26 protein-coding genes are annotated in these 24,832 nt (G+C 43.4%); 20 read left to right on the forward strand and 6 right to left on the reverse strand.

The window, feature by feature from the left end; genetic code table 11:
* Positions 1-100 precede the first annotated feature (100 nt).
* Positions 101-361: a GIY-YIG nuclease family protein gene (locus BLV62_RS26790; protein WP_089766057.1), complete on the forward strand. Its 261-nt coding sequence runs from the start codon at positions 101-103 to the stop codon at positions 359-361.
* A 172-nt stretch (positions 362-533) separates the two neighbouring features.
* Here BLV62_RS26790 and BLV62_RS26795 read toward each other — a convergent pair whose 3' ends face one another.
* The 4 genes from BLV62_RS26795 to BLV62_RS26810 all read right to left on the reverse strand — a co-directional run bounded on the left by BLV62_RS26795 (position 534) and on the right by BLV62_RS26810 (position 2,465).
* A complete protein-coding gene (locus BLV62_RS26795) occupies positions 534-1,058 on the reverse strand; it encodes a hypothetical protein (protein WP_089766021.1) in 525 nt (174 codons plus the stop codon).
* A 48-nt stretch (positions 1,059-1,106) separates the two neighbouring features.
* The gene (locus BLV62_RS26800) at positions 1,107-1,574 is read right to left on the reverse strand and encodes a hypothetical protein (protein ID WP_089766023.1); all 468 of its coding nucleotides are present in this window, start codon (positions 1,572-1,574) and stop codon (positions 1,107-1,109) included.
* A gap of 119 nt (positions 1,575-1,693) precedes the next feature.
* Entirely contained in the window at positions 1,694-2,029 is a 336-nt protein-coding gene (locus BLV62_RS26805) for an ArsR/SmtB family transcription factor (RefSeq protein WP_089766025.1), read from the reverse strand.
* Positions 2,016-2,465 carry an SRPBCC family protein gene (locus BLV62_RS26810; RefSeq protein WP_089766026.1) on the reverse strand — a complete coding sequence of 150 codons (450 nt, stop codon included), beginning with the start codon at positions 2,463-2,465 and terminating at the stop codon, positions 2,016-2,018. Before BLV62_RS26810 ends, BLV62_RS26805 begins: the two co-directional genes overlap by 14 nt.
* A gap of 157 nt (positions 2,466-2,622) precedes the next feature.
* On the opposite strand from BLV62_RS26810, the gene BLV62_RS26815 reads away from it, so the two are divergent.
* From BLV62_RS26815 to BLV62_RS26890, 16 genes are all read left to right on the forward strand, one after another.
* Positions 2,623-3,069, forward strand: a complete 447-nt coding sequence (locus BLV62_RS26815; RefSeq protein WP_211117992.1) for a PaaI family thioesterase — start codon at positions 2,623-2,625, stop codon at positions 3,067-3,069.
* A gap of 5 nt (positions 3,070-3,074) precedes the next feature.
* Positions 3,075-3,836, forward strand: coding sequence for a patatin-like phospholipase family protein (locus BLV62_RS26820; RefSeq protein WP_089766028.1), 762 nt, complete (start codon positions 3,075-3,077; stop codon positions 3,834-3,836).
* Positions 3,837-3,945: 109 nt separating this feature from the next.
* Positions 3,946-4,371 carry an SRPBCC family protein gene (locus BLV62_RS26825; protein ID WP_089766029.1) on the forward strand — a complete coding sequence of 142 codons (426 nt, stop codon included), beginning with the start codon at positions 3,946-3,948 and terminating at the stop codon, positions 4,369-4,371.
* A gap of 159 nt (positions 4,372-4,530) precedes the next feature.
* Positions 4,531-4,950 carry a molybdopterin-dependent oxidoreductase gene (locus BLV62_RS26830; RefSeq protein ID WP_089766031.1) on the forward strand — a complete coding sequence of 140 codons (420 nt, stop codon included), beginning with the start codon at positions 4,531-4,533 and terminating at the stop codon, positions 4,948-4,950.
* Between the two features lie 281 nt (positions 4,951-5,231).
* Positions 5,232-5,561 (forward strand): hypothetical protein, encoded by a 330-nt coding sequence (locus tag BLV62_RS26835; RefSeq protein WP_089766033.1) that lies wholly within the window; start codon positions 5,232-5,234, stop codon positions 5,559-5,561.
* 205 nt (positions 5,562-5,766) lie between these two features.
* The gene (locus BLV62_RS28875) at positions 5,767-6,387 is read left to right on the forward strand and encodes an RNA polymerase sigma factor (protein WP_258522452.1); all 621 of its coding nucleotides are present in this window, start codon (positions 5,767-5,769) and stop codon (positions 6,385-6,387) included.
* A 346-nt stretch (positions 6,388-6,733) separates the two neighbouring features.
* Positions 6,734-6,988, forward strand: coding sequence for a C1 family peptidase (locus tag BLV62_RS28880; RefSeq protein WP_258522453.1), 255 nt, complete (start codon positions 6,734-6,736; stop codon positions 6,986-6,988).
* Positions 6,989-7,031: 43 nt separating this feature from the next.
* Entirely contained in the window at positions 7,032-8,234 is a 1,203-nt protein-coding gene (locus tag BLV62_RS26850; RefSeq protein ID WP_089766038.1) for a flavin monoamine oxidase family protein, read from the forward strand.
* A 329-nt stretch (positions 8,235-8,563) separates the two neighbouring features.
* On the forward strand, positions 8,564-9,205 hold the full coding sequence (locus BLV62_RS26855; protein ID WP_089766040.1) for a ligand-binding sensor domain-containing protein: 642 nt from the start codon (positions 8,564-8,566) through the stop codon (positions 9,203-9,205).
* Positions 9,206-9,363: 158 nt separating this feature from the next.
* Positions 9,364-11,025 (forward strand): alpha-L-fucosidase, encoded by a 1,662-nt coding sequence (locus BLV62_RS26860; RefSeq protein ID WP_089766041.1) that lies wholly within the window; start codon positions 9,364-9,366, stop codon positions 11,023-11,025.
* Between the two features lie 77 nt (positions 11,026-11,102).
* On the forward strand, positions 11,103-11,342 hold the full coding sequence (locus BLV62_RS26865) for a hypothetical protein (protein WP_089766043.1): 240 nt from the start codon (positions 11,103-11,105) through the stop codon (positions 11,340-11,342).
* An 11-nt stretch (positions 11,343-11,353) separates the two neighbouring features.
* Entirely contained in the window at positions 11,354-13,435 is a 2,082-nt protein-coding gene (locus BLV62_RS26870; RefSeq protein WP_139170413.1) for a family 43 glycosylhydrolase, read from the forward strand.
* Positions 13,436-13,522: 87 nt separating this feature from the next.
* Positions 13,523-15,994, forward strand: coding sequence for a glycoside hydrolase family 95 protein (locus BLV62_RS26875; protein WP_089766046.1), 2,472 nt, complete (start codon positions 13,523-13,525; stop codon positions 15,992-15,994).
* Between the two features lie 98 nt (positions 15,995-16,092).
* Positions 16,093-17,487, forward strand: a complete 1,395-nt coding sequence (locus BLV62_RS26880) for a sialate O-acetylesterase (RefSeq protein ID WP_089766048.1) — start codon at positions 16,093-16,095, stop codon at positions 17,485-17,487.
* 165 nt (positions 17,488-17,652) lie between these two features.
* Positions 17,653-18,228, forward strand: coding sequence for a Crp/Fnr family transcriptional regulator (locus BLV62_RS26885; RefSeq protein WP_211117993.1), 576 nt, complete (start codon positions 17,653-17,655; stop codon positions 18,226-18,228).
* Between the two features lie 57 nt (positions 18,229-18,285).
* Positions 18,286-18,882 carry a sugar O-acetyltransferase gene (locus BLV62_RS26890; protein ID WP_089766050.1) on the forward strand — a complete coding sequence of 199 codons (597 nt, stop codon included), beginning with the start codon at positions 18,286-18,288 and terminating at the stop codon, positions 18,880-18,882.
* Between the two features lie 222 nt (positions 18,883-19,104).
* Here BLV62_RS26890 and BLV62_RS26895 read toward each other — a convergent pair whose 3' ends face one another.
* Together BLV62_RS26895 and BLV62_RS26900 are read right to left on the reverse strand one after the other, a co-directional pair.
* A complete protein-coding gene (locus BLV62_RS26895) occupies positions 19,105-20,697 on the reverse strand; it encodes a right-handed parallel beta-helix repeat-containing protein (protein WP_089766052.1) in 1,593 nt (530 codons plus the stop codon).
* Positions 20,698-20,966: 269 nt separating this feature from the next.
* Positions 20,967-21,503 carry a GlxA family transcriptional regulator gene (locus tag BLV62_RS26900; RefSeq protein WP_089766054.1) on the reverse strand — a complete coding sequence of 179 codons (537 nt, stop codon included), beginning with the start codon at positions 21,501-21,503 and terminating at the stop codon, positions 20,967-20,969.
* A 12-nt stretch (positions 21,504-21,515) separates the two neighbouring features.
* Here BLV62_RS26900 and BLV62_RS26905 point away from each other — a divergent pair, with 12 nt between their 5' ends.
* From BLV62_RS26905 to BLV62_RS28690, 3 genes are all read left to right on the forward strand, one after another.
* On the forward strand, positions 21,516-21,899 hold the full coding sequence (locus tag BLV62_RS26905) for an FAD-dependent monooxygenase (protein ID WP_225889720.1): 384 nt from the start codon (positions 21,516-21,518) through the stop codon (positions 21,897-21,899).
* A gap of 744 nt (positions 21,900-22,643) precedes the next feature.
* Positions 22,644-23,723 (forward strand): Fic family protein, encoded by a 1,080-nt coding sequence (locus BLV62_RS26910; protein ID WP_089766056.1) that lies wholly within the window; start codon positions 22,644-22,646, stop codon positions 23,721-23,723.
* An 835-nt stretch (positions 23,724-24,558) separates the two neighbouring features.
* On the forward strand, positions 24,559-24,832 hold a 274-nt coding region (locus BLV62_RS28690), incomplete at its 3' end, for an ISAon1 family transposase N-terminal region protein (RefSeq protein ID WP_211118338.1).

Consider the following 24,832-nt stretch of genomic DNA (forward strand, 5'->3'; position numbering starts at 1 on the left):
TCGAGGTCACATCGGAGAAAGATGTGGCCTTTTTTAAATTTATTATCCCGAGCACTATTCCCATGCACGTAAGTCTTTGTTAACCTTAAATACTATTATTGTGGAACATTTTGTTTACATACTTAAGAGCACTGTTGACGGTTCTTATTATAAAGGATATACGACAGACTTTGAAAGAAGGCTTATGGAACATAATGGCGGATTAAGTAAGTATACCGCCGGAAAGCGGCCTTGGATACCTGTATATTTGGAAAAGTGTGACTCCAAACATGCTGCTTTAATTAGAGAAAAGTCTTTAAAACGTGGAAATCGACGGTATTTTGAATATTTAGCTAATGATGAAAAGAACTTACTAAAATAGAATGGCTCCGTCACGGTCTCTACTGAGTAGAGACGGGTTGGAGTCCCGTCCGGTCCGCGAGGATCAAGGTCACATCGGAGAACGGTGTGGCCTTTTTTGTTTTTTGGATGTGCCGTGTCATGGTCTCAACTGAGTAGAGACGGGTTGGAGTTCCGAGTGGTCAAGAAATAAGCTAAAAAGAAAATGAAAAATATTGTTTAACATGTGGTCTTTCTTCCTCCCGAAGCCTGTAGTTTGTTGATAACTCATATTCTTTATCTTTCTCCAAAATCTTATACCATAGAAGGGCGTCAATATTTTTATTGGAATGAAGTTCAAGCCGGATCAATACTTTATCATTGGGTTTTCTGTGACTACTAAGAATGTGACTCAGCTCTGACGGTTCTAGGCCAATTTGCTCCGCAAAATCCTTATTTTTTAACTGAAGCCGCGAAATATATTCTTTCAAAAAAAAGCTAAAAGATATTTCTTTATTATACACGCTCTTTTTTAAATAGTCCTCTATTTCAAATCTCAACTGAAGAATTGCTGAAAGTATTCTCTTTTCGTTAGAGAGATTGGAAATTGCCTTTTTCTTCTCCTCACCAAATTCTCTAAGAATTTCAGCTCTTTCCTTTTCACTTAAATCCCTTGATAAAATATGTGCATCTGCAATTTCGTCAGGAGAATGTTTTTTCAATTTTCTATCGCGATTCATAATTAACCTCCTATGTGTTATACTGGTTATCCAATAACTCAACTAGTTTTACTGAAATTTGCTCATTAGTTCGAGTGAAGCATCAATATCTAACCAAAGACCTCTTCCGATGTTTTTAAAACCATACTTTTTGATATACAGCGGGACCAGGTTGGTCTTCGGTATTAGAAAGACGGCACCATAATAACCTTTTCGAAAAGCTTCCCTGCAAGCGAAGCTAAGAAGCGTTCCGGCAACTCTGGTATATTTTTTATTAGCTCCAATGTTCTCTTTTGCTGATTCTATTAACTTAACCTCTAAATAACGAAAGCCTTCTTCAGGATGATCGATTATTGCAATAAGACCTTCAATATCATTTGTGCCTACAAGAACTAATTTATAAACCAATTCCCCCTTGAGTTCGTCCCAGTCAAAATCAAACCTGCCCAATTCTTTTATAATATCATAATCGTTATCCATAACCTTATCAATCTCAACTGTTATTTGATTTCCTGTGGATTCATCTTCAATATACATGGCAACAAATTGATAAAGCAAAAATACATTTATTTACAATAAATGTAAATTTAAATTTACAATAAATGTATTTTTTATTATTTAATTCACTTTCCAAACAGCTCCAAAGATTGGAGTCGTCATCTCCCCTTTTTTCCCTTCTTACGTTGCTCCAACAATGCTTCCAGGTTTTGTAATTTTCGTTTCCAGAACTGATCATAATAAGTCAGCCATTCCCGTACAGCATCGAAACCAGCAGAGTTAAGTTCACAGAGCCGTTCACGACCTTCCTGCCGGATGCTGATAAAGCCTGTTTCCTCCAGTACCTTAATATGCTTGGAAACCGCGGGCCGGCTAATGTCAAACTGGTCTGCCAACAGGTTGATAGAAAGGCTTTTTTCAGATAACATCATCAGGATCTGGCGCCGGTTATTATCTGCAATTGCCTGGAACGGATCGTAATTAAGCCTGCTCATATCCCCGTTCCTTTAGCACGTTTTCGAAGCGGCGTGTGATGCCTTTTTTCCAACCCCTCTCCATGAATATACTTGATAGCATATTTTTCATGCCCTTAAACCCGGTATGTTCCAATATCATTTCTGTATCTCCCTGAACGGGTGCAAGCGTCCAGGTAAGGAGCGTGTCAAGCGTGATCACTCCCGGGCGCGGACCTCCCTTCCAACTGTATACTAACCGTTCGTTGGGTTTAAGCTCCAATACTTCGCAATACACAATGCCGTCCCATCCCATTTTCGGCAATGGCCGGGCATGGAATTGGAAATGATGACCGACAACGGGTCTAAAATCATTTTTCATCAGCCAGGTATTGACCAGCTCGGGATTGGTCAGGCATTCCCATACCTCTTCAACGGGATGGGGAAAGAACCATTTAATACGAATGTCACGTTTCATGATGTGTAACTTAAAAGTTACATAAATATACGTGTAACTTTTAAGTTACAGAAATTTATTTTTAAATGCGGCACGTGAAGAACCATTATGCTGGCGTTTTAATAACTACCCTCTATCCAAACAATTTTGTAGCTTACGTTAATATACCAAGCTTAATATGCATTATACCGATCAATTAGCCGTTTTAAAACAGTATATAAACCAGGAGTTCTCCGCTTCTCCTTCGCCTTTTATGAGATGGTTAAGCCCTGTAATTTTAGCAGCCGATACAGGCAAACTAACATTCAGTTACGTGGTCAGGGATGAAATGCTGAACCCTTCCGGCGTATTGCATGGCGGCGTTACCGCAGCAATTATGGACGACATTATCGGCGCTACAATGTTTACGCTGAATGAGCAACATTATTATACGACCATTAATAATGTAATAGATTATTTCGCAGTTGCCAAAAAAGGGGAAACCATCATTGCTGATACCAGTATTGTAAGAAAAGGTAAACAGATGGCAAATGTACAATGCGAAATATGGAATGAAGACCGAACAAAGCTACTTGCAAAGGGCAGCAGCAATTTATTACAGATCAATGTAAAGAAGCCGGATTGAGAGAGATGACAACAATAATTCGCCGGCCTTTTGTGCTATCAGGAGGCGGCTCAAGAGGATTTGCACACCTGGGAGTTTTAAAAGCATTTTCGGAAAATAATATATACCCGGAAGTAATCGCAGCTACCAGCGCCGGCTCAATCGCCGCCGCGTTCATCTGTGACGGGTATACTGTAGATGAAATAAGGGAAATATTCAGCAAAACAAAGCTGGGCCTTTCAATGCAATGGCGGAACTGGAGAAGTGGTTTGCTTTCGTTAAAGAAAGTGGAAGACGTTTTACATCAGACCTTGAGGAGCAAAGATTTCGAATCATTACGGTTGCCTTTGCACATTACGGCGACAAACTTCATCGACGGGGAACAAAAAATATTCAGCGAAGGCCCGTTAGTGCCGGCGATCCTGGCTGCATCGTCAGTGCCTATGTTATTCCCGCCGGTCACCATTAACGGCATCGAATATGTTGATGGCGGTTTATCCAGCAACCTGCCGGTAGAACCCTTGCTCAACCAGTATAAAGATATCATTGGCGTTCATGTAAATCCACTCACTCCTTACAATCCCGGCAGCGGATTTTTATCTAATCTCGAACGCACTTTACACCTGGCGATCAGGGAACGGGTAGTAAAAAACAAGTCGCTATGCCGCTACTTTGTAGAACCAATAGAGCTGGGCCGGTTCGGAATGTTTGAGTTCGGAAAACTGGAGGCTATTTATGAAACAGGTCTTGATTATACAAGGGCTTTATTAGCCAGTGAACCATTTTGAAAGTATGTCGCAAATTTCCTCCTGTTTGTCGCGTTTTCCCATTGACCAATTATCATCGCGGTTTTAAGTTTGCAATGTAAATTAACTCACTATCAAAAAATATATCGTTATGACAACCGCAACAAAACCTACAATCACCATTGGGACTACCATTAACGCGCCTGTTGAAAAGGTATGGGCATATTATAATACGCCCGAACATATTGTGAACTGGAATAATGCATCAGATGATTGGCATACCCCTTCTTCCAAAAATGACCTGAAAGTAGGAGGAAGATTTGTGCACCATATGGCTGCCAAGGATGGTAGTTTTTCTTTCGACTTTAGCGGAACTTACGAGAAAGTGGAGGCGAATAAACTGTTGGAATATGTGCTTGATGATACCAGGAGAGTGACCACTACTTTTGAGAAACAGGGAAATGAAACAGTTGTTACCACTGTATTTGAAGCAGAAGGAACGCATAGCCTTGAAATGCAGGAGGCAGGCTGGCAGGCGATCCTGAATAATTTTAAAAAATATGTTGAAGCACATTAATAAACGCGGGGTGGCGGAATCCCATTCCGCCCTCTTCGTTTGAAAATTTCCACTTTTAACTATCTCTTTTTATCTTTCCGATAAAATGGAGTTATGAAACCGCTTCTTCTGCTTTCTTTATTGATCTCGCCTTTCTGTTTGCTGGCCCAATAACAACCTGTGTTAAAGATAAAAGGATCTGTAAAAACTGAATTGACATTATCCGCTGCCGATCTTCAACGTATGCCACGCGCAACAGCAACAATAAAAGAACATGACGGTAAGGACTATACGTTTTCAGGGGTGCCTGTGCAGGCGGTATTGGAAGCTGCCGGTGCGCCCGTAGGAAAGCAGTTGAATAAAACGACCCTCAATACCTGTTTATTGATCAGATGTGCCGACGGTTACCAGGTAGCTTATTCATTAGCCGAATTGGACAGCAGTTTTACCAATAATGTAGCTATTATCGCCGACCAGGTGAATGGGCAACCTTTGCCGGGGAACAGGGGACCTTTTCGGTTTATTATGCCCGGCGAGAAGAAGCTTGCGAGAAGTGCATTTAAGCTGGAAGAACTCATAGTGGTATCGATTAAAGAGTAGGGCAACGGAAATACCCGGAATAAACGATAACTCTTGGGCCCAAATTAAAGCGGTGTTGCTGCACCGCTTTAATTCAAGTATTTAAAAGATTGTGTTCCCCCCCCCACTCGAATATCCATTCAGACACTACGAATATCGATCCACGCTCCCCGAATATCAACTCCCACATCCTCCGCTAAATATTTCATCCGAGTTTTACATTCAGAATTAACAATAATCACAACCACCCTCTGATTCTGAATATTAAAACCATATTATTCATTTATCTAAAAACATAAAATATGAAATATTTACTGATGGCAATTATGTGCACGGTTATTGGAACCAGTGTTTACGCTAAAGATGCAAACCCGAAAAAAGACCAGCCTTTGGTAACAAAGGTAGAAATGAAAGCAACGTCCGGTGATCACCAGGCTTCAACCGCTGAAGTTAAAAACCTGAAAGGCGAATACTTCCGCAAACAGATGGCCTTTGTATTTTACGATAACTGCGGCGGACAGCTTACCGTTTGGGTTTCCGCAGGTAATGCAGTACCCGCTTCTTCAATGTATAGCACAGCTTATTATTATGCCTGCGGCTATGCAAGTGTAACCGGCTGTTTTATTGACTAACACCTGAAATAGAAAGAAAAGAGGGTGGTGTGTTGATAAACGCCTGCAAGGCAAACCCGCTCAGCTAACTTATAAATACCAGGGTCGCCTCTCCTCCGGAAGGCGACCCTGCCCTTTGTACCCCAAACCGGTAAATTTTAAAAATTCCTGCAACCTTTTTTGAAATGCCGCGTCTCTTCTTAGCATGGATCCAAGACGACCAGCTATGCTTTCAGACCAGGACATGATAAGAATGATCATGGAAGGAGACCGCCATGCCGCTATACTGTTGATCCAAAGTACTGAAAAGCTTGTAGCTCACATCGTCTTTAAACTGATCACCGAGCCTTCAGCCCGGAAAGATCTCACCCAGGATATCTACCTGAAAACCTTCCGATACCTGCCTAAATTCCGCTTTCAATGCAAATTATCTACCTGGGTAGGGCAAATCAGCTATACTACCTGTATCGATCATTTAAGGAGAAGAAAGGAACTGGTAACACTGGCGCCAGGCAATGAAGCTACGGACGAGGATATACCCTGGCAGGAAATTAATCCGGAAACGCTGGATGTAAGCCAGCGGCTTTCCCGCAAAGAAAGAGCGGAGATCCTGGAGAAACTTACCCTGACTTTGCCGCCCGTTTATCGAACGCTTATTACCCTGTTCCATAAAGAAGAACTTAGTATAGATGAGATCATGGATATTACACCATTTCAAAATGTTCGCCGAGCTGGAAAAGCGGGCGAAGAAATTTGCCGACCCCCGGAACCAGTTGGGCGCAGCCTGGAGAACAGAGCTGCCAGCAGTGTTGGACAGTTTCCTGGGCAAAGCGCCTTCCGTGTTTGAATACCAGGGAAAAACATATACGCCGGCTGGTTTTCTTGCCTATACTCAGTTAAAACCTGAAGATTATGTAACCATCACTTCTTTTTCCCATGTTCCTTTCTATAAATCTTTCGTACTTAGCATACCGGCTAACTGGGCCTATGAGCGGTATTATAACCTGCCTCTGTACGAACTGATCGCTAATATAGATCACGCCCTGGACCAGGGCTTTTCACTGGCCCTCGACCTGGATGGTACCGAACCTACATTCTTCGTGGGGGAAGGAATAGGCGTATTGCCTGAAAGAGATGAAGACAGGGAATTGATCAGAACGGACATTTGCCCCGAGAAAAGAGTGACCCAGGAAATGAGGCAAGCCGCTTTCGAGAACTTTGCGACAACCGACGATCACCTTATGCACATCACCGGTAGGGTAAAAGATCAGCGGGGAAATATTTATTATAAGACAAAGAATTCCTGGGGCCCCAAGGCAGGGAGAGAAGGATTTATGTACCTGAGCATACCTTATATCAGGATGAAGGCAATTTCTGTAATGCTGCACAAAGACGGACTTGCAGATTCTACCAGGCAAAACATTGAAAAGAATATGGTGAAGATCTAACAAACTTCCTTATCGCCTATCTTGCGGTCTGTAACTAAACGATATGGAAAATAAAGGGCAAATAAAGATTGCCGTAATAGGCGGCGGCATATCTGGCCTGTGTATGACGAAATTGCTGCTGTTGAAGGGCTATGATGTTACACTGTTTGAAGCCCAACATCGCCTGGGAGGCAGGATTAAAGGCGGCGCAGGCTGTGGTCAGAAAATTGACCTGGGCGCCCAATGGCTGCACCAGGTAGGCGACGAGGAAAATTCGCTTACCTCTATTTTAAAAGAGCATAACGAACCTTATACGATAGATGAAGAGATCCTTGAAGGCATTCCTGTCCCTGCCATCTTTGACGATTTTATAACCTATATAGCCCAAAAAACATTTGCCGCCGATCAATCCTTATCCGTAAGTATAAAAGAGTACTCCGACGACCCGTTGCTGGAAAGCTACATGGAAGCTTCGCTCATTGATATGGCATCCTCTGCGGATCGCTTTTCTTCCATTGAATATGTGAAATTGATTGACTCCATTACGCCGGACGACTACCAGCTGGTAAACCGTACCATGTATGAGTTCATATCTTCTTACTTTTCGGACATCCCCCGGGATAGGGTGTTGCTCGGTACGCCGGTAATAAGCATCAGGTATGCTTATAATCATGCAGCCATAATAACGGCAAAAGGAGAAGAGCATGTTTTCAACAAGGTGATAATCAGCGTGCCTCTCTCACAATTACAACAGGAAAAAATTCAGTTTATCCCCGCATTGCCTCCTGAAAAAAGAGCGGCATTCCAGGAAATAGGCATGGGTACAGGACTTAAGTTCTTCCTGTTCTTTAAAGAAAGCATTTTGGATGCACCTTCTGTAAATAACAAATTCGCCCCCTATTATCTTCAGAAAAAGATGGGCTCTTATTTCGTTGTTATATCGCTGCTCATGGGCCGCTTCGCCGATAAATACTACAAAGACCCTGAAACATACCGGCAGGAAATTTTGAAAGAAATTTCTACACTTGTTAATAGAGATGTAACCTCTTTATTAGAAGACGCCGTGTTCCATGACTGGGGCCATGAACCGTTTATTGAAGGAACATACAGCTTCCCGGCGCCGGGCGAAGGCAACGCCAGGGAAATGGCTGCCGCACCGGTTGATAATACTATTTTCTTTATAGGCGAAGCGATGAACACTGAACTGGAATACGGGTTTATTCACGGAGCTATGGACACTGCATTGAAGCTAAGCAGGGAATTCTGATACCAGGAATGAACCTCTTTGTAAGTATTATTATTCACTGTCCCGGGCCAACGATCATGCAGAGCGTTGACGAATAAATGTTGGATAAGCATGTTGCCTTACTATTTGCGTAATTATTTCTCCCCGCCCGGTGTTTCATGTTTTACATTTTTTCACCTATATTGTAAGGAGTATTTAACAAATGTTCCACGTTCTGAATGACTGATGCAATGATGTTCTAACACGTTATAAGTTTCGCGACCATCTATTTTTCGATTGCCTATAATCCGGGTACTTGATGAAGCAAAGGGGCATTTAGTTGCAACAACTATTGGCAATAGCTATGTTATATGAAAGTGTTTTTTGAGAAATTCGTGCGCGTAGTGGCGTTCTTTCTATTCCTTACCTGGTCTGCATCTTTTGCCGGTAACCCGGTAAGAACCTACCTGGGGATTGATCAGGGCTTGTCGAATAATTTTGTAAGGTGCATCTACCAGGACAGAAACGGTTTCATGTGGTTTGGAACCTACGACGGGCTGAACCGCTATGACGGATACGAATTCAAAATATTTAGAAATAATTTCAAGAACAACCGCTCACTGATCAATAACTGGATCAATGCTATCAGTGAAGATGCGCAGGGAAACCTTTGGATCGGCACAAGGCAAGGGGCCTGCGTGTACCAAAGTTTGTCCAATAATTTTTCCTTTCTTTATTATTATAATCCTGCAAAAAAGCTGGAGCAGCTTAGGTCTGTTGTTAAAGATATTGAAGCAGACTCCCGGGGCAATATGTTTGTTGCAACGTTCGATAAAGGTCTGCTCCTTTTCCGCAATGGCGATAGCATAGCCTACAGGATCCCATTGGAAAAAGGTTCGGATTCGTCATATGAAGCTACTGCGGTTAAAGCAGCAGACAGCCAGCATACCTTGTACTATTTGCAGGTGAAGAACCGTGGCGTGCTTATTACCAGAAAGATCGTGAAGCTATAGTGTAATTGGAGACAGGACTGCTCTGATTACATTGCGTGGAATCATACCAGCACGGACAGTAGTATTCCTGCTACTGTCCTTTCCTCTTTGTAAGCTCCTATGCAAATATTTATTGATAAAGAAAGAAACAGGAATATTTTTAAAGCGTAAATTTAAAAATGAGACGCAGAACATTAATAAAAGGAATGGCAGCCGCATTGCCTTCGATATGGTTATCTCCCGCCCTGGGCGGCGATCTTCTGAGACCTGGGTCCCCGGGCGAACCTATGGCCAGGGGGCCATTTAAACCTACATGGGAATCATTACAGAATTACAAAACACCGGATTGGTTCCGGGATGCCAAGTTTGGAATGTGGGCGCACTGGGGGCCTCAATGCCAGCCGGAATCGGGCGATTGGTATGCGAGGGAAATGTACCAGGAAGGATCGGTGAAATATAAAATTCACCTGGAAAAATATGGTCATCCATCTAAATTTGGTTTTAAGGATGTGATCAATGAATGGAAAGGAGAGAATTGGGACCCCGAGGAACTGGTAAGTTTGTACAAAAACGCGGGTGCACAATATTTTATGGCTATGGCCAATCACCACGACAATTTTGATCTCTATAACAGCAAATACCAGAAAAACTGGAACGCAACCAGGATCGGGCCTAAAAAGGATCTCATCGGCGGATGGGCCAAAGCAGCGAAAAATAACGGGCTGCCATTCGGAGTAAGCGTTCATGCCTCACATGCCTGGCGCTGGTACGAATCGGCGCAACGTTCCGATAAGCACGGACAGTATGCCGGTATCCCTTACGATGGGAAGCTGACAAAGGCAGATGGTAAAGGGAAATGGTGGGATGGTTTGGATCCGCAGGAATTGTACGAACAAAACCATCCTTTGAGCGAAAACAGCTGGAATGATGGCGCTATTCATAAACAGTGGATGTGGGGTAATGGCGTTTATCCGCCAAGTAAAATCTATATCGAAAAGTTTTATAACCGCACCATAGACCTTATCAATAAATACGATCCTGATGTAATATATTTTGATGATTCTCAGCTTCCGTTCTGGCCCATTAGTGATGCGGGTTTACGCATTGCCGCTCACCTTTACAACAAGAGCATAAAAGACCACGGAGAACTCAGGGCCGTGATCAACGGAAAGATGTTGGACGAGAACCAACGCAAAGCCATGGTATGGGATATTGAAAGAGGACAAGCCAATGAAATTCAACCCTTGCCCTGGCAAACTGATACCTGCATCGGCGACTGGCATTACAACCGCGATGCGTATAACCGCGACCGGTATAAAACACCTAAAACAGTTATACAAACATTGGTTGATGTAGTAAGCAAGAATGGGAATTTAATGCTGAACGTCCCGGTTCGTGGCGACGGAACTATCGACGAGAAAGAAAGGAAGGTAGTTGAAGGAATAACCCAATGGATGAAGCTGAACAGCGAGAGTATTTATGGAACAAGACCCTGGAAAATATTTGGCGAGGGGCCGGCTCAGCAATCCGCCGCTGTACTGAACGCGCAAGGTTTCAACGAAGGCAAAGGAAAACCCTTTACCCATGAAGATATCCGGTTTGTAACAAAAGGAGATATACTTTATGCAACGGCTATGGGATGGCCCGACAATGGCCGGTTAGTTATAAAAAGCCTTAAAAAGAACAGCGAATATTTAACAAAGGAAATTCAAAGAATAGAGTTTTTACCAACAAAGCAAACACTGACCTTTGAAAGAGATGAAAATGGTTTGGTTGTTTCCCTGCCGGAAAGAACTTCTGATGAACTGACATACGCAAATGTGATAAAAGTCCTTTCATAGCGCGAACGAATGTTGTAAATTAATTTCTACGTATTGTGAGGCTTTTTGCTTCTTCAAAATAAAGAAAAACTACCAGGATGAAAATAGCCAAAACACTTGGCATGTTTGCCATTCTTTTACCTCTATCGGTAAAGGTGAATGCGCAGCGTAATTCAAATAAAAACGAGACTGCCAACTATTTGCATAGCAATAAAATTGATCTTAACGCAAAGAAATTCCTGCTCTTCTCCTATTTTACCAAACAGGCAGGAGGCGCCTATTTAGCTTTGAGTACGGATGGCATACATTGGGAACAGTTGAACGGGGGCAGCCTGTAATCGTACCACAGGTGGGATCGGAAAAGTTAATGCGTGATCCGGGCATTCATCAGGGCAAGGACGGAGTTTACCGGATGGTTTGGACTTCCGGCTGGAAAGGCAAAGATATTGGTTATGCGGAGTCAAGGGATTTGATACATTGGGGACAACAGAGAACTATCCCTGTTGGAGAGCATATTGACAGTACGAACAATTGCTGGGCGCCGGAAATTTTTTTCAACGACCAAAAAGGGGAGTATATGATCTATTGGTCGTCGAATGTGGGACCCTGGAAAAAAATGGGATCAGAAGGCAGGATATACTATGTGACAACGAAGGATTTCAATGCATTCAGCGACCCTAAAATACTATTCAGGAACGGTTTACCGGCAGGCGGCGCTCCTGGCAACAATGGACCGATAGATGCCTTTATCTATAAGGAAGGAAAGAGATACATCATCTTCTATAAAAAAGACGATAACAGCCGTGTGCCGAATGTTTATTATCGCACCGGGAAAACGCCGGAAGGGGAATGGGGAGAAGAATATGGTCCCATTAAGCCATCCACAGGCGATGAGGGACCTTCCGTATTGAAAGTTAATGGCCGGTATTGCATATTCACAGATCCTTTTGGAAGCGATTCTGCTTTTGTTTTTATGAGCAGGGATCTGAAGAACTGGCAAAGGGAAGTAACAGATCTGAAAATGTCGCATGGCACTGTAATAGAGATATCCAGGGAAACAGCCATCAAACTTCTTAACTACAACAGTTCAGCAAACGTTCGGAATCAAAATCCGTTCGGTAATGCACTGGTGCCTGATATGATCGCTGACGCCAGCATACAGGAGATCAACGGAACTTTTTATTGTTATGCCACAACAGATGGGTACGACCAGGGTTTAAAAACCTCAGGTCCGCCGGTTGTATGGAAGTCGAAAGATTTCGTTCGCTGGAGCTTTTCAGGCAGTTATTTTCCTGCGGCAGTTGGGCAGAAGTATTGGGCGCCAAGCAAGGCTGTTGCTGCAAATGGCAGGTATTACATTTACCCGACAGTGAATGGATTTATGTATCCTGCGGTGGCCGATTCTCCTGATGGCCCATTTAAACTGGCAAAAGGCGGCGGGAATTTTTATCTGCCCTTTACCCCTGCAACGTTATTGCAGTCGAAAGATGCCAAAGGACCTGCTGGCATAGATGCCGAAGTGTTTACAGATGATGACGGGCAGCCTTATGTTTTCTGGCAACGGCGCTTTGCGGCGAAACTGAATAGGGATATGGTATCTGTTGATACTGCTTCCATTATCCAGGTTTCCACGAAACGGCAAGGTTATTCAGAAGGCCCCATCTTTTTTAAACGAAAAGGGATCTACTACTATCTCTATACCCTGGGTGGCGACGAAAAATACCAATATGCCTATGGGATGAGCAAAACATCGCCATTAGGCCCTTTCGAATTTCCGGAGCATGATATTATAGCCACTACCAACTATGAGCGCCAGATCTTCGGGCCAGGGCATGGTTGTGTATTTAATGTGCCGGGCACTGATAATTATTACTTTGCTTACCTGGAATTTGGCAGGGGAAGCACCAATCGCCAAACCTATGTGAATAAGCTGGAGTTTAATGAAGACGGCACTATTCGCCCGGTTGATTTAACGCTTGAAGGTGTAGGCGCGCTTCGCCCGATGCTTTATGAAAAAAGACTAAAGGTTGTTGATTCAAGAACTTCAAGTGTGCGCCCTGACCTGGTCATAAAACCCAATAAGGACTCTTTGTTCAGGAGAACAGAGTCTTTTGATCCCCGGTTTGCCTTTGATGAAGCAAATGGTTCGAGGTGGATGGCTGCGATGGGTGACTCAACTCCCTGGATCATTGCGGACCTGGGAAAATTGCAACGCCTCAAACGTAGTGAAGTGTATTTTGTTCGTCCAACCGCCGGACATGCATATTTATTGGAGTATTCTGCCGATGGTAAAACATGGAGACCATCCGGCGGTCATCAGCAGGTTATTGTGAAGTCGCCGCATGCAGACAAATTGAATATCAAAGCCCGTTATTTACGGATCAGGATACTAGGTGGCGTAAATGGTATCTGGGAATGGCATATTTATTAAGCCTTGCTTTTATTTTGATGAGAACCGGCGAGTTTATATTTTAAAAGATCAATAAGTTTTCACTGATCTTGTTATAATTATTCATGTATGAAAAGAATTGCTGTATATATTCCTGTTGTCTCGTCCTTTGTTTGGTTGCTTGCTGCTATACAACCTGCCAATGCGCAATCGGGTTTGTCTTTATGGTACGATAAGCCGGCCGTGGAATGGGTAGAGGCTTTGCCTGTCGGGAACGGCAAGATAGGCGGAATGGTTTTCGGTCGGGTAGAAGAAGAGCTTATCCAGCTCAACGAAAGTACGCTTTACAGCGGCGGCCCGGTAAAGCAACAGATAAACCCGGATGCCTTTCAATATCTTCCGCGCATACGGGAGGCGCTGCTGAAAGACCAGGACTATTCAAAGGCCAACGAGCTGGCCAAAAAGATGCAGGGCTATTTTACCGAATCGTATATGCCACTAGGTGATCTTTTGTTGAAGCAGTCGTTCAACGGCGGCGTCACTACAGCCTATCATCGCGAGCTGGATATCAGAACAGCGACGGCTACTACCCGTTATACTGTTAACGGGGTTGACTATACGCGGGAAGTTTTCTGTTCTGCGCCTGGTAATGTAATGGTCATTCGTCTGCGTTCCAGTGTGCCCAATGCTATCAATCTTTCCGCAGGATTAAAAAGCCCGTTGCATTATACATTGGCTGCAAAGGCAGGTAAAGAGTTGGTCATGAGCGGGAAAGCGCCGGCGCATGTAGATCCCAGTTATTATAATCCTAAAGGCCGCGAACATGTTATTTATGAAGATACAACGGGCTGCAACGGCATGCGGTTCCAATGCCGTATCAGGGCCCTTTGCAATACAGGCCGTATCAAAGCTGATACCTCGGGGCTGCGGATAGAGAATGCTACTGAAGTGGTGTTGATCTTATCTGCCGCTACCAGTTTTAATGGTTTCGATAAATGCCCGGATAAAGAAGGGAAAAACGAGGAGGCTATTGCAGCTTCGTTCATCAACCGCGCGGCAGGCCGGTCGTATACTCAATTGCAGGAGGAACATCTGAAAGATTATCAGCGCTATTTCAACAGGGTTTCTTTTACCTTGAAAGACACATCTAATACCAATAGCCTGCAGCCTGTCGACAAACGGTTAAAAGCCTATTCGGAGGGCGCATATGACCCTGCTCTGGAAACCTTATACTACCAGTATGGCCGTTACCTGTTGATCTCTTCATCCAGGCCGGGAGGCCCTCCTGCAAATTTACAGGGCATCTGGAATAAAGAATTGCGGGCGCCCTGGAGTTCTAATTATACTATCAACATCAATACGCAGATGAATTACTGGCCGGCGGAGAGCACGAATTTATCTGAAATGCACATTCCGTTGCTGCAATGGCTAAAGGGACTTTCCGTTACCGGTGCCCGTGTAGCCCGGGAGTTCTATCATTGCAATGGCTGGGTAGCGCATCATAATTCGGATATCTGGGGTTGTGCCAACCCGGTAGGAGACTTAGGGTCAGGCGATCCGGTGTGGGCCAACTGGTATATGGGCGGCAACTGGCTTTGCCAGCATTTGTGGGAGCATTATGCCTTTACCCGGGATAGGAAATTCCTGGAGGAAGCATACCCCATCATGAAGCAGGCGGCTTTGTTCAGCCTCGACTGGCTGGTAAAGGATAGCAGCGGTTATTGGGTAACAGCGCCTTCTACTTCTCCGGAAAATAAATTCCGCGATGCGAAAGGACGCGGCCAGGCGGTTTCGGTTGCTACAACAATGGATATGTCTATCATCTGGGATCTTTTTACGAACGTAATAGAAGCCTCTGATGCGTTAGGCAGGGATCAGTCGTTTCGGAACCGGTTAGCGGAAGTAAGAAAGAACCTGTATCCGATGAGAAAAGGTAGCAATGGCGCGTTACTGGAATGGTATAAGGAATTTGCGGAAACAGATCCCCAGCATCGCCATGTTTCTCACCTGTTTGGTTTACACCCCGGAAGGCAGATATCAAAGAATCATACGCCTGAATTTTTTGCGGCTGCAAAGAAAACATTGGAAATAAGAGGCGATGCCGGTACAGGCTGGAGCCGTGGATGGAAGATCAACTGGTGGGCGCGTTTGCTGGATGGGGATCATGCCTATAAACTTATTCGCCAGTTATTGAACTATTCAGGAGCGGATGGAAAAGGAGGTGGTGGTACTTATCCTAACCTCTTTGACGCGCATCCTCCGTTCCAGATAGACGGCAATTTTGCCGGAACAGCCGGGATGACGGAAATGTTGTTGCAAAGCCATCTGGGAGAAGTACATCTTTTGCCTGCGTTGCCATCTGCCTGGCAGGAAGGAGAGATAAAAGGCCTGAAAGCCCGGGGCGGGTTTACAGTAGATATGCAATGGTCGGAAGGGAAGCTTAGTAAAGCTACGATCACCGCAAATGCCGATGGAATCTGCAAACTTAGGAGCAGCACAGCGTTTGCTGTAAATACAGCCAGGGCGAAAAAGGAGGGTGATGATTTTGTACTTCCTGTAACAATGAAGAAAGGGCAGCAATATGCTATTCATCCGCTGTAACGGTGCAAAGCGATCTTGCTATAATAAATATCATTCCGGCATTTTCATTTCTTGGGTATGGATATTATATTTAACCTCCCAAAGAATTAAGCGCGATTATGAAAAAACTTCTCCTTTACAGCATAGCATTGTTGTTTTCTGCCGCCCTACATGCTGCAATCAGGTTGCCGGCGTTGGTTGGCAATAACATGGTATTGCAGCAAAACGATAGCGTTACCATCTGGGGTTGGGCAAACCCGTCAGAAAAAATTACGGTATTTACAGGCTGGGATAACAAAACTGCAACCGTCACAACCAGCGGCGACGCAAAATGGGCTTTGAAAGTACGCACCCCCGCGGCGGGCGGACCATACGAGATAAGACTGAAGGGAGATAACGAGATTGTATTAAAAAACATCCTCATCGGCGAAGTGTGGTTATGTTCAGGACAATCGAACATGGAGTTCAGCTACTATAACGGCATCCGGCAAATAAAGGAGGAGCTGCCTGTTTGCAACAACAACAATATCAGGTTGTTCAACGTACCTAAAACAACAGCCTTATATCCGCAGGATAACTGTGAAGGAAGCTGGCAGGTTTGCGACAGCAACAGCCTGAAACCTTTTAGTGCAGTAGGGTACTTTTTCGGGAAGAAACTTCAGCAAACGTTAGGCGTACCGGTTGGCCTGATCAATGCCAGTTGGGGAGGAACGCCTGCAGAAGTATGGGCTCCTGAACATATTGTAACTGATAAACCTGAATTGTCTGCCGCCGCGACAAAACTGGTTCCAGCCGCCTGGTGGCCGCATAAACCTGGTTATGCTTACAATGCAATGATAGCGCCGCTCACCAATTTCAATATTAAGGGCGTTATCTGGTACCAGGGAGAAGCCAACGTAAACACCGCCGAAACCTATACGCCGTTATTTACCAGTATGATACAGTCGTGGCGCGATGTATGGCATAAACAACTGCCTTTTTACTATGTACAAATAGCGCCATTCAATTACGATAAGGAAAACAAGGCTGCATTGCTCCGCGAGGCGCAGGCCCGCAGCAGCGCACTTCCGGGAACCGGGATGGTAGTAGTATCCGATGTAACAGAGAATGTAAAAGATATTCATCCACAGGATAAAAGAACAGTTGGCAACAGGCTGGCCAACTGGGCCCTTGGCGAGAATTACGGCAAAACGGGTTTTGCCTGGAAAAGCCCGGCATTCAAAGACATGAGCATCAGCAAGAACAAAGCGATACTTCATTTCAGCAACGTACCTACTTCTCTTAAGATCAATGGTAAAGCGCCTGTTAGTTTGTATATAGCGGGAGCGGATCATGTTTTCTACGAAGCATCTGCAAAAGTTGAAAAAGATGCGCTGATCGTATGGAGTAATAAAGTAGAAAAGCCTGAAGCAGTGAGATATAGTTTCTCCAATACTGCAATTGGCAATATTTTTTCTGCTGAAGGATTGCCTCTCGGCGCTTTCCGGACCGATGACTGGCCGGTTGGGCAGTAGGGGGAATGAGGATTTCTTTTTTGATGGCTCATTTTAAGATAACGGTGTGTTGGTTGACGAATTCAATATCGAGCATATAACCAAAAATTTTGAGGCATACCCATGGTCGGCAGACGGGTTGACTTAAGGGAATAATTTTATTATTTTTGAAATAAAGTCTCAATATTGAATATCAGCAATATTACAGCGGGAATCAGGCGTTATTACAAAGTTTCAGATACTTCTCTCCATATTCTAACAGCAAATTTAGAAGAACGAAATTATGCCAGGGGACATTTGCTTACAAGACCTGGCATAAAGGATCACTATGTTTATTTTATTGAAAACGGGTGTACACGTACTTACTTCTCTGTGAATGGAAAAGAAGTGACTAATTGGTTTAGTTGTGAAGGGGATATCACTTTCTCCTCTACCTCATTTTATTACAATAAACCCGCTTATGAGTTTGTAGAGGTGCTGGAAGACGCTACCATATTTGCAATCAGTATTGAAAACCTTGAAAAATTATTTGAAACAGAAATAGAATTAGCCAACTGGGGAAGAGTAATTCATCAGGATGTGCTATTTAAAATGCAGACGTTGCGGCTGGACAGGTTAAATCTTACAGCAAAAGAACGTTATGAAAAATTTTGCCAGGAAAATCCCTCTCTTTTAAACCGCGTGAATTTAGGCTATATCGCATCGTATCTTGGCATCACCCAGCAGTATTTAAGTAATTTAAGAGGAAAGAACCGATTTTAAGATAGATTAAAAAAGATCTGTCAAAAGGCTTTTACCTTTGAGCTATAAATACCTGAAATGAAATCCGAAATAGAAAAATGCCTCGATGGACAATTGTTTAATACCTCTGATCCTGAAATCAAGGCGCTTATACATAAGGCACGGGAGCGTACGCGCGAATATAATTCTACAGCCAGTACTGATGACTTCAACCGGAAAAGAATATTGTCGGAGCTGTTTAACAGGATCGGAAATAATGTGAATATCGATACCCCATTCTATTGTGACTATGGTAAGCACATCTCTATCGGGAATAATGTTATTATTAATATCAATTGCACATTTGTAGATTGTAATAAGATCGAGATAGGCAACAATGTGTTGATCGCTTCTAATGTACAGATCTATACTGCCACCCATCCTGTAGAGAAGCAGGAGAGATTGGTAGAAGGTTGGACAGAAAGCGAAGGTATTCCTTATTTCCGCACCTTTGCCTTACCGGTTAAAATTGAAGATAACGTTTGGATTGGAGGAGGAGTGATTATATTACCTGGCGTAACCATTGGAGAAAACTCGGTCATCGGCGCAGGCAGTATAGTGACCAAATCCATTCCAAAAAATTGCCTGGCTTTCGGTAATCCATGCCGGCCAGTGCGCTCAATTAACAGATCATGAAAATACAAGCTGTTATATTGAACCAAGGAGGTACAATAGCAAATGCACTATTCTTTTGCACCCAGGTACAGATACGAACCTGCGGGGAGATATATTGGCAAACTAAATCCTCCTTCCAATCTGCCAAAGCGTGTTATAACCATTTCAGTTAGCTGCAGCCTGATCAACTTAGTTACGAACCCGATAGCCGATTGGAAGAAGGAATTATCATTTTATGAATGATCAATTTCCGTTTTCAGCTGCGCCAATTGCCGGAGGCTGAGCAGCAGGAACGGAACGTCCGAAAAAGTCCCAGCCACCGTTGTTGCTGATTAAAGCACCGGCTCCTTTAGCGGGAGAGCCAGGCAATAATTTATACCCGTTGACTGTGTTAATACCGCTACCGCCTGTGCCGGGAGCCACTAACAACGGGTTAGCTGTGAGGGCATTGCTGTCGCTTGCGGCTTTGAGTCCCTGGTAATAAAGATTGTTGTTATACAGGATATTGGCCTGGTCGTCGAACTGTAGCACCGGTGAATAAAAGATATTATTCCTGAACTCCAATCCAGGATGAACGCCTGTTCCGCCGGCCCTGTCGAGCACCCCGATCTTGGTAGTGTTGTAGATGGTGTTATTATAAATATGTATAGGAACTACTTTTCCGTTAGGGTGTGGATGTAATTCAAATACCCTGTTGTTGAAGCCGTTGCCATCATTCTGACTGATGTTATACCGAACAATGCCATAGGTGAAATCCGGTCCGGGATCGCCCATGTGTAAAAAGAACCCGCCTTCATTATCATGTGAATAATTATACTGGATGATGGTATACCCCGGTGTGCCAAGGTCAATATCAAATGCTTCCGAGTCCATGGACGTGTAGGGCACAGGGTTGGTAAGCCGGGTATAGGCGACCTCGTTATGCTGAATGGTCATATTCTTACCTCTTCCCCATAAGCCGGCCAGTACTATGTTCATGTTCACTCCAAGCGTATAGGCGCCGGCGTTCAATACCCTGTTATGTTCTATCAGCACGTTCTTGGAGGTATAAACAATGATGCCTTCCAGGGCGGAGCTGTCGACCACGTTTTGGCGGATCACTATATTATTATTGTAAAAGGTAGTGTCTTTATTACTTCCGTCGCCCATCATAATTCCTCTTGAAGAACAGCGCTCCAGCTTGTTGCCCTCGATCCGCAGGCTGTCGAAATACGCCTGGGCCGAGTTGGAACGGACAAAGATACCCGCCTGCATATGCCGGTTTGTAATAGGCATACCTTCCACATCGTGTATATGATTGTTCTTTATTGCAATGCCGGGGTACACGCCGTTAGTGGCAAGGGCTACATAAATACCACACAGGGAAATGTCTGGCGGCCGAACCGCCCTGGGATGGCTGACATCAAAGTTTTCGAACGTAAGATATTTGGCATCCTGGATGAGAACTGCCGACAGGGTACTATTATTACCAACGATGCGGGGTTTATCGCCCGAGCCGTAGGCTCCGAAGGTAATCCTGGCGTCAGCGGACCCGGAACTTTTGATGATCAGCGGTCCTGTCCAGGAATTCCCTCTTTTGAACAGCACGGAGTCGCCCGGCTGGAAGGTTGTCGAGTTTACTTTGGCAAGCGTTTTCCAGGCGGTATTGGGCGAGAGTCCATCACTGGAATCGGATCCGTTGTTGTCAATATAAAACCGCCTGGTTGTAACAACGGGATCACCGGGATGATGCGGATTGCCGGGACCATTAGGATGCCATTCTTTTTCACAGCTCAATAACCCGACCTGCACAAAAATGATGGCAAGCAGGAATGATACAGTTTTTGTTTTTTTCATGTGTGGAATGTTTAAAGTGGAATTGTGGAATATTAAAGAGGATAAAGTGACGCTGCTCTTATGGTGGGTTCAAATCTATTATTGGTTATATGAGGCGCCAAATGCAAATACATAAAAAGTGGGAACAAACCCGGAACAAAAGCCGATCAAAGTTTTAACTTATTTATATTCAACTGGTTATTGGATAGGTGTGTTTGGGTTTAACTAATGGAGAAGGTGGGATTAGTCTTCCTTTCTATCATCAATAAAAAGGTAAAACAGGGTTTCGGTCAGGATATCTTATTGAATTTATTTCGGTAATCGCCCGGTGTCATTCCTGCAATTTTTTTAAAGGTTTCGCGGAAAGCTTTGCTATCGATGTAGCCAACTTCATACATCACCTCGTTGATCTGCATGCTGGTCGATTCAAAAAGCCGCTTAGCGCTTTCCATTTTAACCCGCTGTACATAATCAGCAGGCGATAGTTGTGTAGCTTTTTTAAAGCGCCGGGTAAAATTAATGCGGTCCATGGCACTGCGCAGTGCAAGCTGTTCTACGGTTAACCGGTCGCCGATATTTTGTTCGATGAACTTTTGAATGCTGCGTATCACCTCATCCTTGTGATCTTTCAGGCCTTCGAATATGATAAATGGCGTTTGGGAATTGCGATCGATGTCGATCTGCAACACCCGGGCACAATACAAGGCGGCTTCACGGCCATTATATTTCTCAATAATATACAGGACCAGGTTTAAGCTGGATATAGCCCCGCCGGCAGTATACACGCCTTGCTGGTCGGTTACGATCTTATTGGTATGCAGTTTCAATTCGGGGAATAGTTGGCGAAAATAGGAATGGGTTGGCGAACTGCCGAATTACAAAACGAATTATTGAATGCACCCAATTTTTTCTTTGATAAGTTTTGCCAGATAAAAATGCCTTCATGGACAAAAGGACGTGTTGCATTGGTGGGCGATGCAGGTTATTGCGCTTCCCCGGCAGCAGGAATGGGAGGTTCATTAGCCATAATTGGTGCAACGGCATTGGCAGATGCCTTTGAACAGCACAATGGAAATTTTGAATTGGCATTTGAAACATACAATAAAAACTTACGCCCTTTTATTGAGGAAGTACAAACCGAAGCCGTAGAAATGTTAGACAAATTGTTGCCCCGAACTGAAGAAGAAATAAAACAAAGAAATAGCAACGGTTTTGAGTTTTAAGTAATCAGGCAGATTGCTCAAAAAAGAAGACAACCACCAGCACAGGTTACTTCCATCTTTTACCCAGGCCGGGCCTAAAAAAAAAGAAACCTGGTAGGAATAGGCTTTGCGTTTAGCCATGATCTTGGTTTTTGCGGTATAAGAAGCGGTTTCTCCGATCAATATGGTTTTCACAAGCTTTGGGCTTCTCGGGCTCGATGGAAAAGGCGGGTATCTATTTTATTTCGCCCCGCCCTTCGCTCCATTTGCTGCCCCTGGATTAAGGCAGGCTGGAGGAAGTATTCGGCTTTGGCTATCGTCGCGGACCGGACGTGACTCGAACGCGTCTCTACTCAGTAGAGACCATGACAGGGCACATCCGTAAAACAAAAAAGGTCACACCGTTTTCCGATGTGACCTTTATCCTTGCGGGCTACAAGGGACAACTTTCGAACCAGCTAGTAGATGATTTATCTAAAATTCAATCCTTTATTGGTGAAATGCAATTTAAAATCAGGTAGCACCTGGGCTGCTATCGAATTTTATATAAATCTAACCCAGATTTGATCTGGTATTGAAACATGAGATATACCACTTTATCATAATATATCAGCCAGCTAGTCCCTTTAAACATCTAAGTGAGAATTTTATCATCTAATTGATAGTTAATTGTTTATCCATTATATTTTATACATGACATACTTGTCATGTATAAAAAAGTTAACTATCTTTACATGACAATCACCTCATGTATAATTTCTATGTATGACACCTGATAAGCCATATAATGATCTTATTCCACTACCTCCAGAAAGATCAATGATAGAAACCCTGCCTATATTAAGGCAATTGGTTAATTCCTCAGTGGCTTTAGCGGAGTTAAAAGGATTAGCCAATATTTTACCCAACCCAAATATTTTGCTCAATGCAGTTATATTAAAAGAAGCAAGTGCCAGTTCTGAAATCGAAAATGTTATTACCACCCAGGATAAACTTTATCAGGCATTATCTGCTGATACATCCTTAATTGATCCAGCCACGAAAGAGGTACTTCGATATCGGGAGGCCGTTTTATATGGATTTAGTTTTATCAGGCAGAAAGGCTTTTTAAACACTAACTCAATTGTCAGTATTCAACAAAAGTTGGAAGAAAATAATGCAGGTATACGTAGATTACCTGGAACAGCATTACGTAATGGAGCTACAGGAGAAGTTATTTACACCCCTCCTGATGACTATGATACAATCCTGGAGCTGATGAGAAATCTGGAAGAATATTTAAATGATAAAGACGATCTTTCTCCCCTTATTAAACTGGCAGTTCAACATTATCAGTTCGAAAGTATTCATCCCTTCTATGATGGTAATGGTCGAACAGGAAGAATCATCAACGTACTTTATTTGATTATTCATGGATTGATTGATAGCCCGATATTATATCTGAGTGATTTCATAATAAAGAATAAGTCTGACTATTATCGCTTGTTACAGACTGTACGCATAAGCGGAGAATGGGAAGAATGGATACTGTATATACTTAGAGGAATTGAACTAACTGCAAAGCAAACAATTAATCAGATTAAAGACATTAATAGGTTATTTATTGCCACACAGGAGAAAATAAAAATTGAAGCAGAAAAGCTGTATGATAAAGAGCTTATAGAATTATTATTTGAACAGCCCTATTGTAGAATTGATTATGTAATTGAGCGGTTAGGAGTATCAAGAATTACAGCCTCTAAATATCTGAAAGGATTGGAAAATATAGGTGTCTTAGAATCCAGGCGTATCTGGAAGGAAATATTATATATCAATACCAACTTGTTTGCACTGTTAAAGAATTAATTATAATAAGAAAAACCGGTCATTGCGCGAGTTTTCTAAATATTTGCTGGTAGAGAAAAGGATGTCTGCAAAGCACAACTGCCTTTGTAAGACTACCCCTTCTTTCAGGGGTAGGGAACATTCAAAAGGGTTAATGACATTAAATTAAAGATCTTCTAACATCCCCAGTAGGACACCTATCGGGGCTCAAAGAGAAATCAGGTAAGTCTAAATCTTTTAGATAATAGTACCAGCAAGTTTGAACAGACAAACTATTTCTTGCAAATCATTTATATCAATTGTTAGTGGTATCTCTTTATATCCAAGCAGGAAAAAAATAAACAGAGAACTCTACAACGATTTCGTAGCCCGGACGTGACTCGAACGCGTCTCTACTGAGTAGAGACCATGACAAGGCACATCCGCAAAAAAAAAGGTCACACCGTTTTCCGATGTGACCTTCTATCCTCGCGGACCCAACGTGACTCGAACGCGTCTCTACTGAGTAGAGACCATGACAAGGCACATCCGCAAAAAAAAAGGTCACACCGTTTTCCGATGTGACCTTCTGTCCTTGCAGACCCAACGTGACTCGAACCCGTCTCTACTGAGTAGAGACCATAACAGGGCACATCCAGAAAACAAAAAAGGTCACACCGTTTTCCGATGTGACCTTCTGTCCTCGCGGACCCAACGTGACTCGAACCCGTCTCTACTCAGTAGAGACCATGACAAGGCACATCCAGAAAACAAAAAGGTCACACCATTTTCCGATGTGACCTTCTGGGATCAAGTTAAATAATTGGGGGATTAATATAAAAATAGTTTTTTTGCATTGGATTAGCCAATAAAGCATGTGGATCAGAACTTTCGCAAACTTGTAGAATTGCTGTTACCAGCGGGAATATTAGAGTATTTTGACTTAATAGATTCAAATCAGGACAAAGAAGGTATTCACATATACCTGGAGGAAAAGAATAGCATTCCAGTAGAACATCAACATAAGAAAGCTCACTCTAAAGGATTCTTCTCAGAAGTTGTTATTCAGGATTTTCCCATACGCAATCAGCGCGTCATGTTGCATGCAAAGCGCCGTCGGTGGGAAGTTTTGGAGGATGGGCAAATAATAA

The organism is Chitinophaga terrae (ex Kim and Jung 2007), from assembly GCF_900107795.1.
GTDB classification, from domain to species: Bacteria; Bacteroidota; Bacteroidia; order Chitinophagales; family Chitinophagaceae; genus Chitinophaga; species Chitinophaga terrae.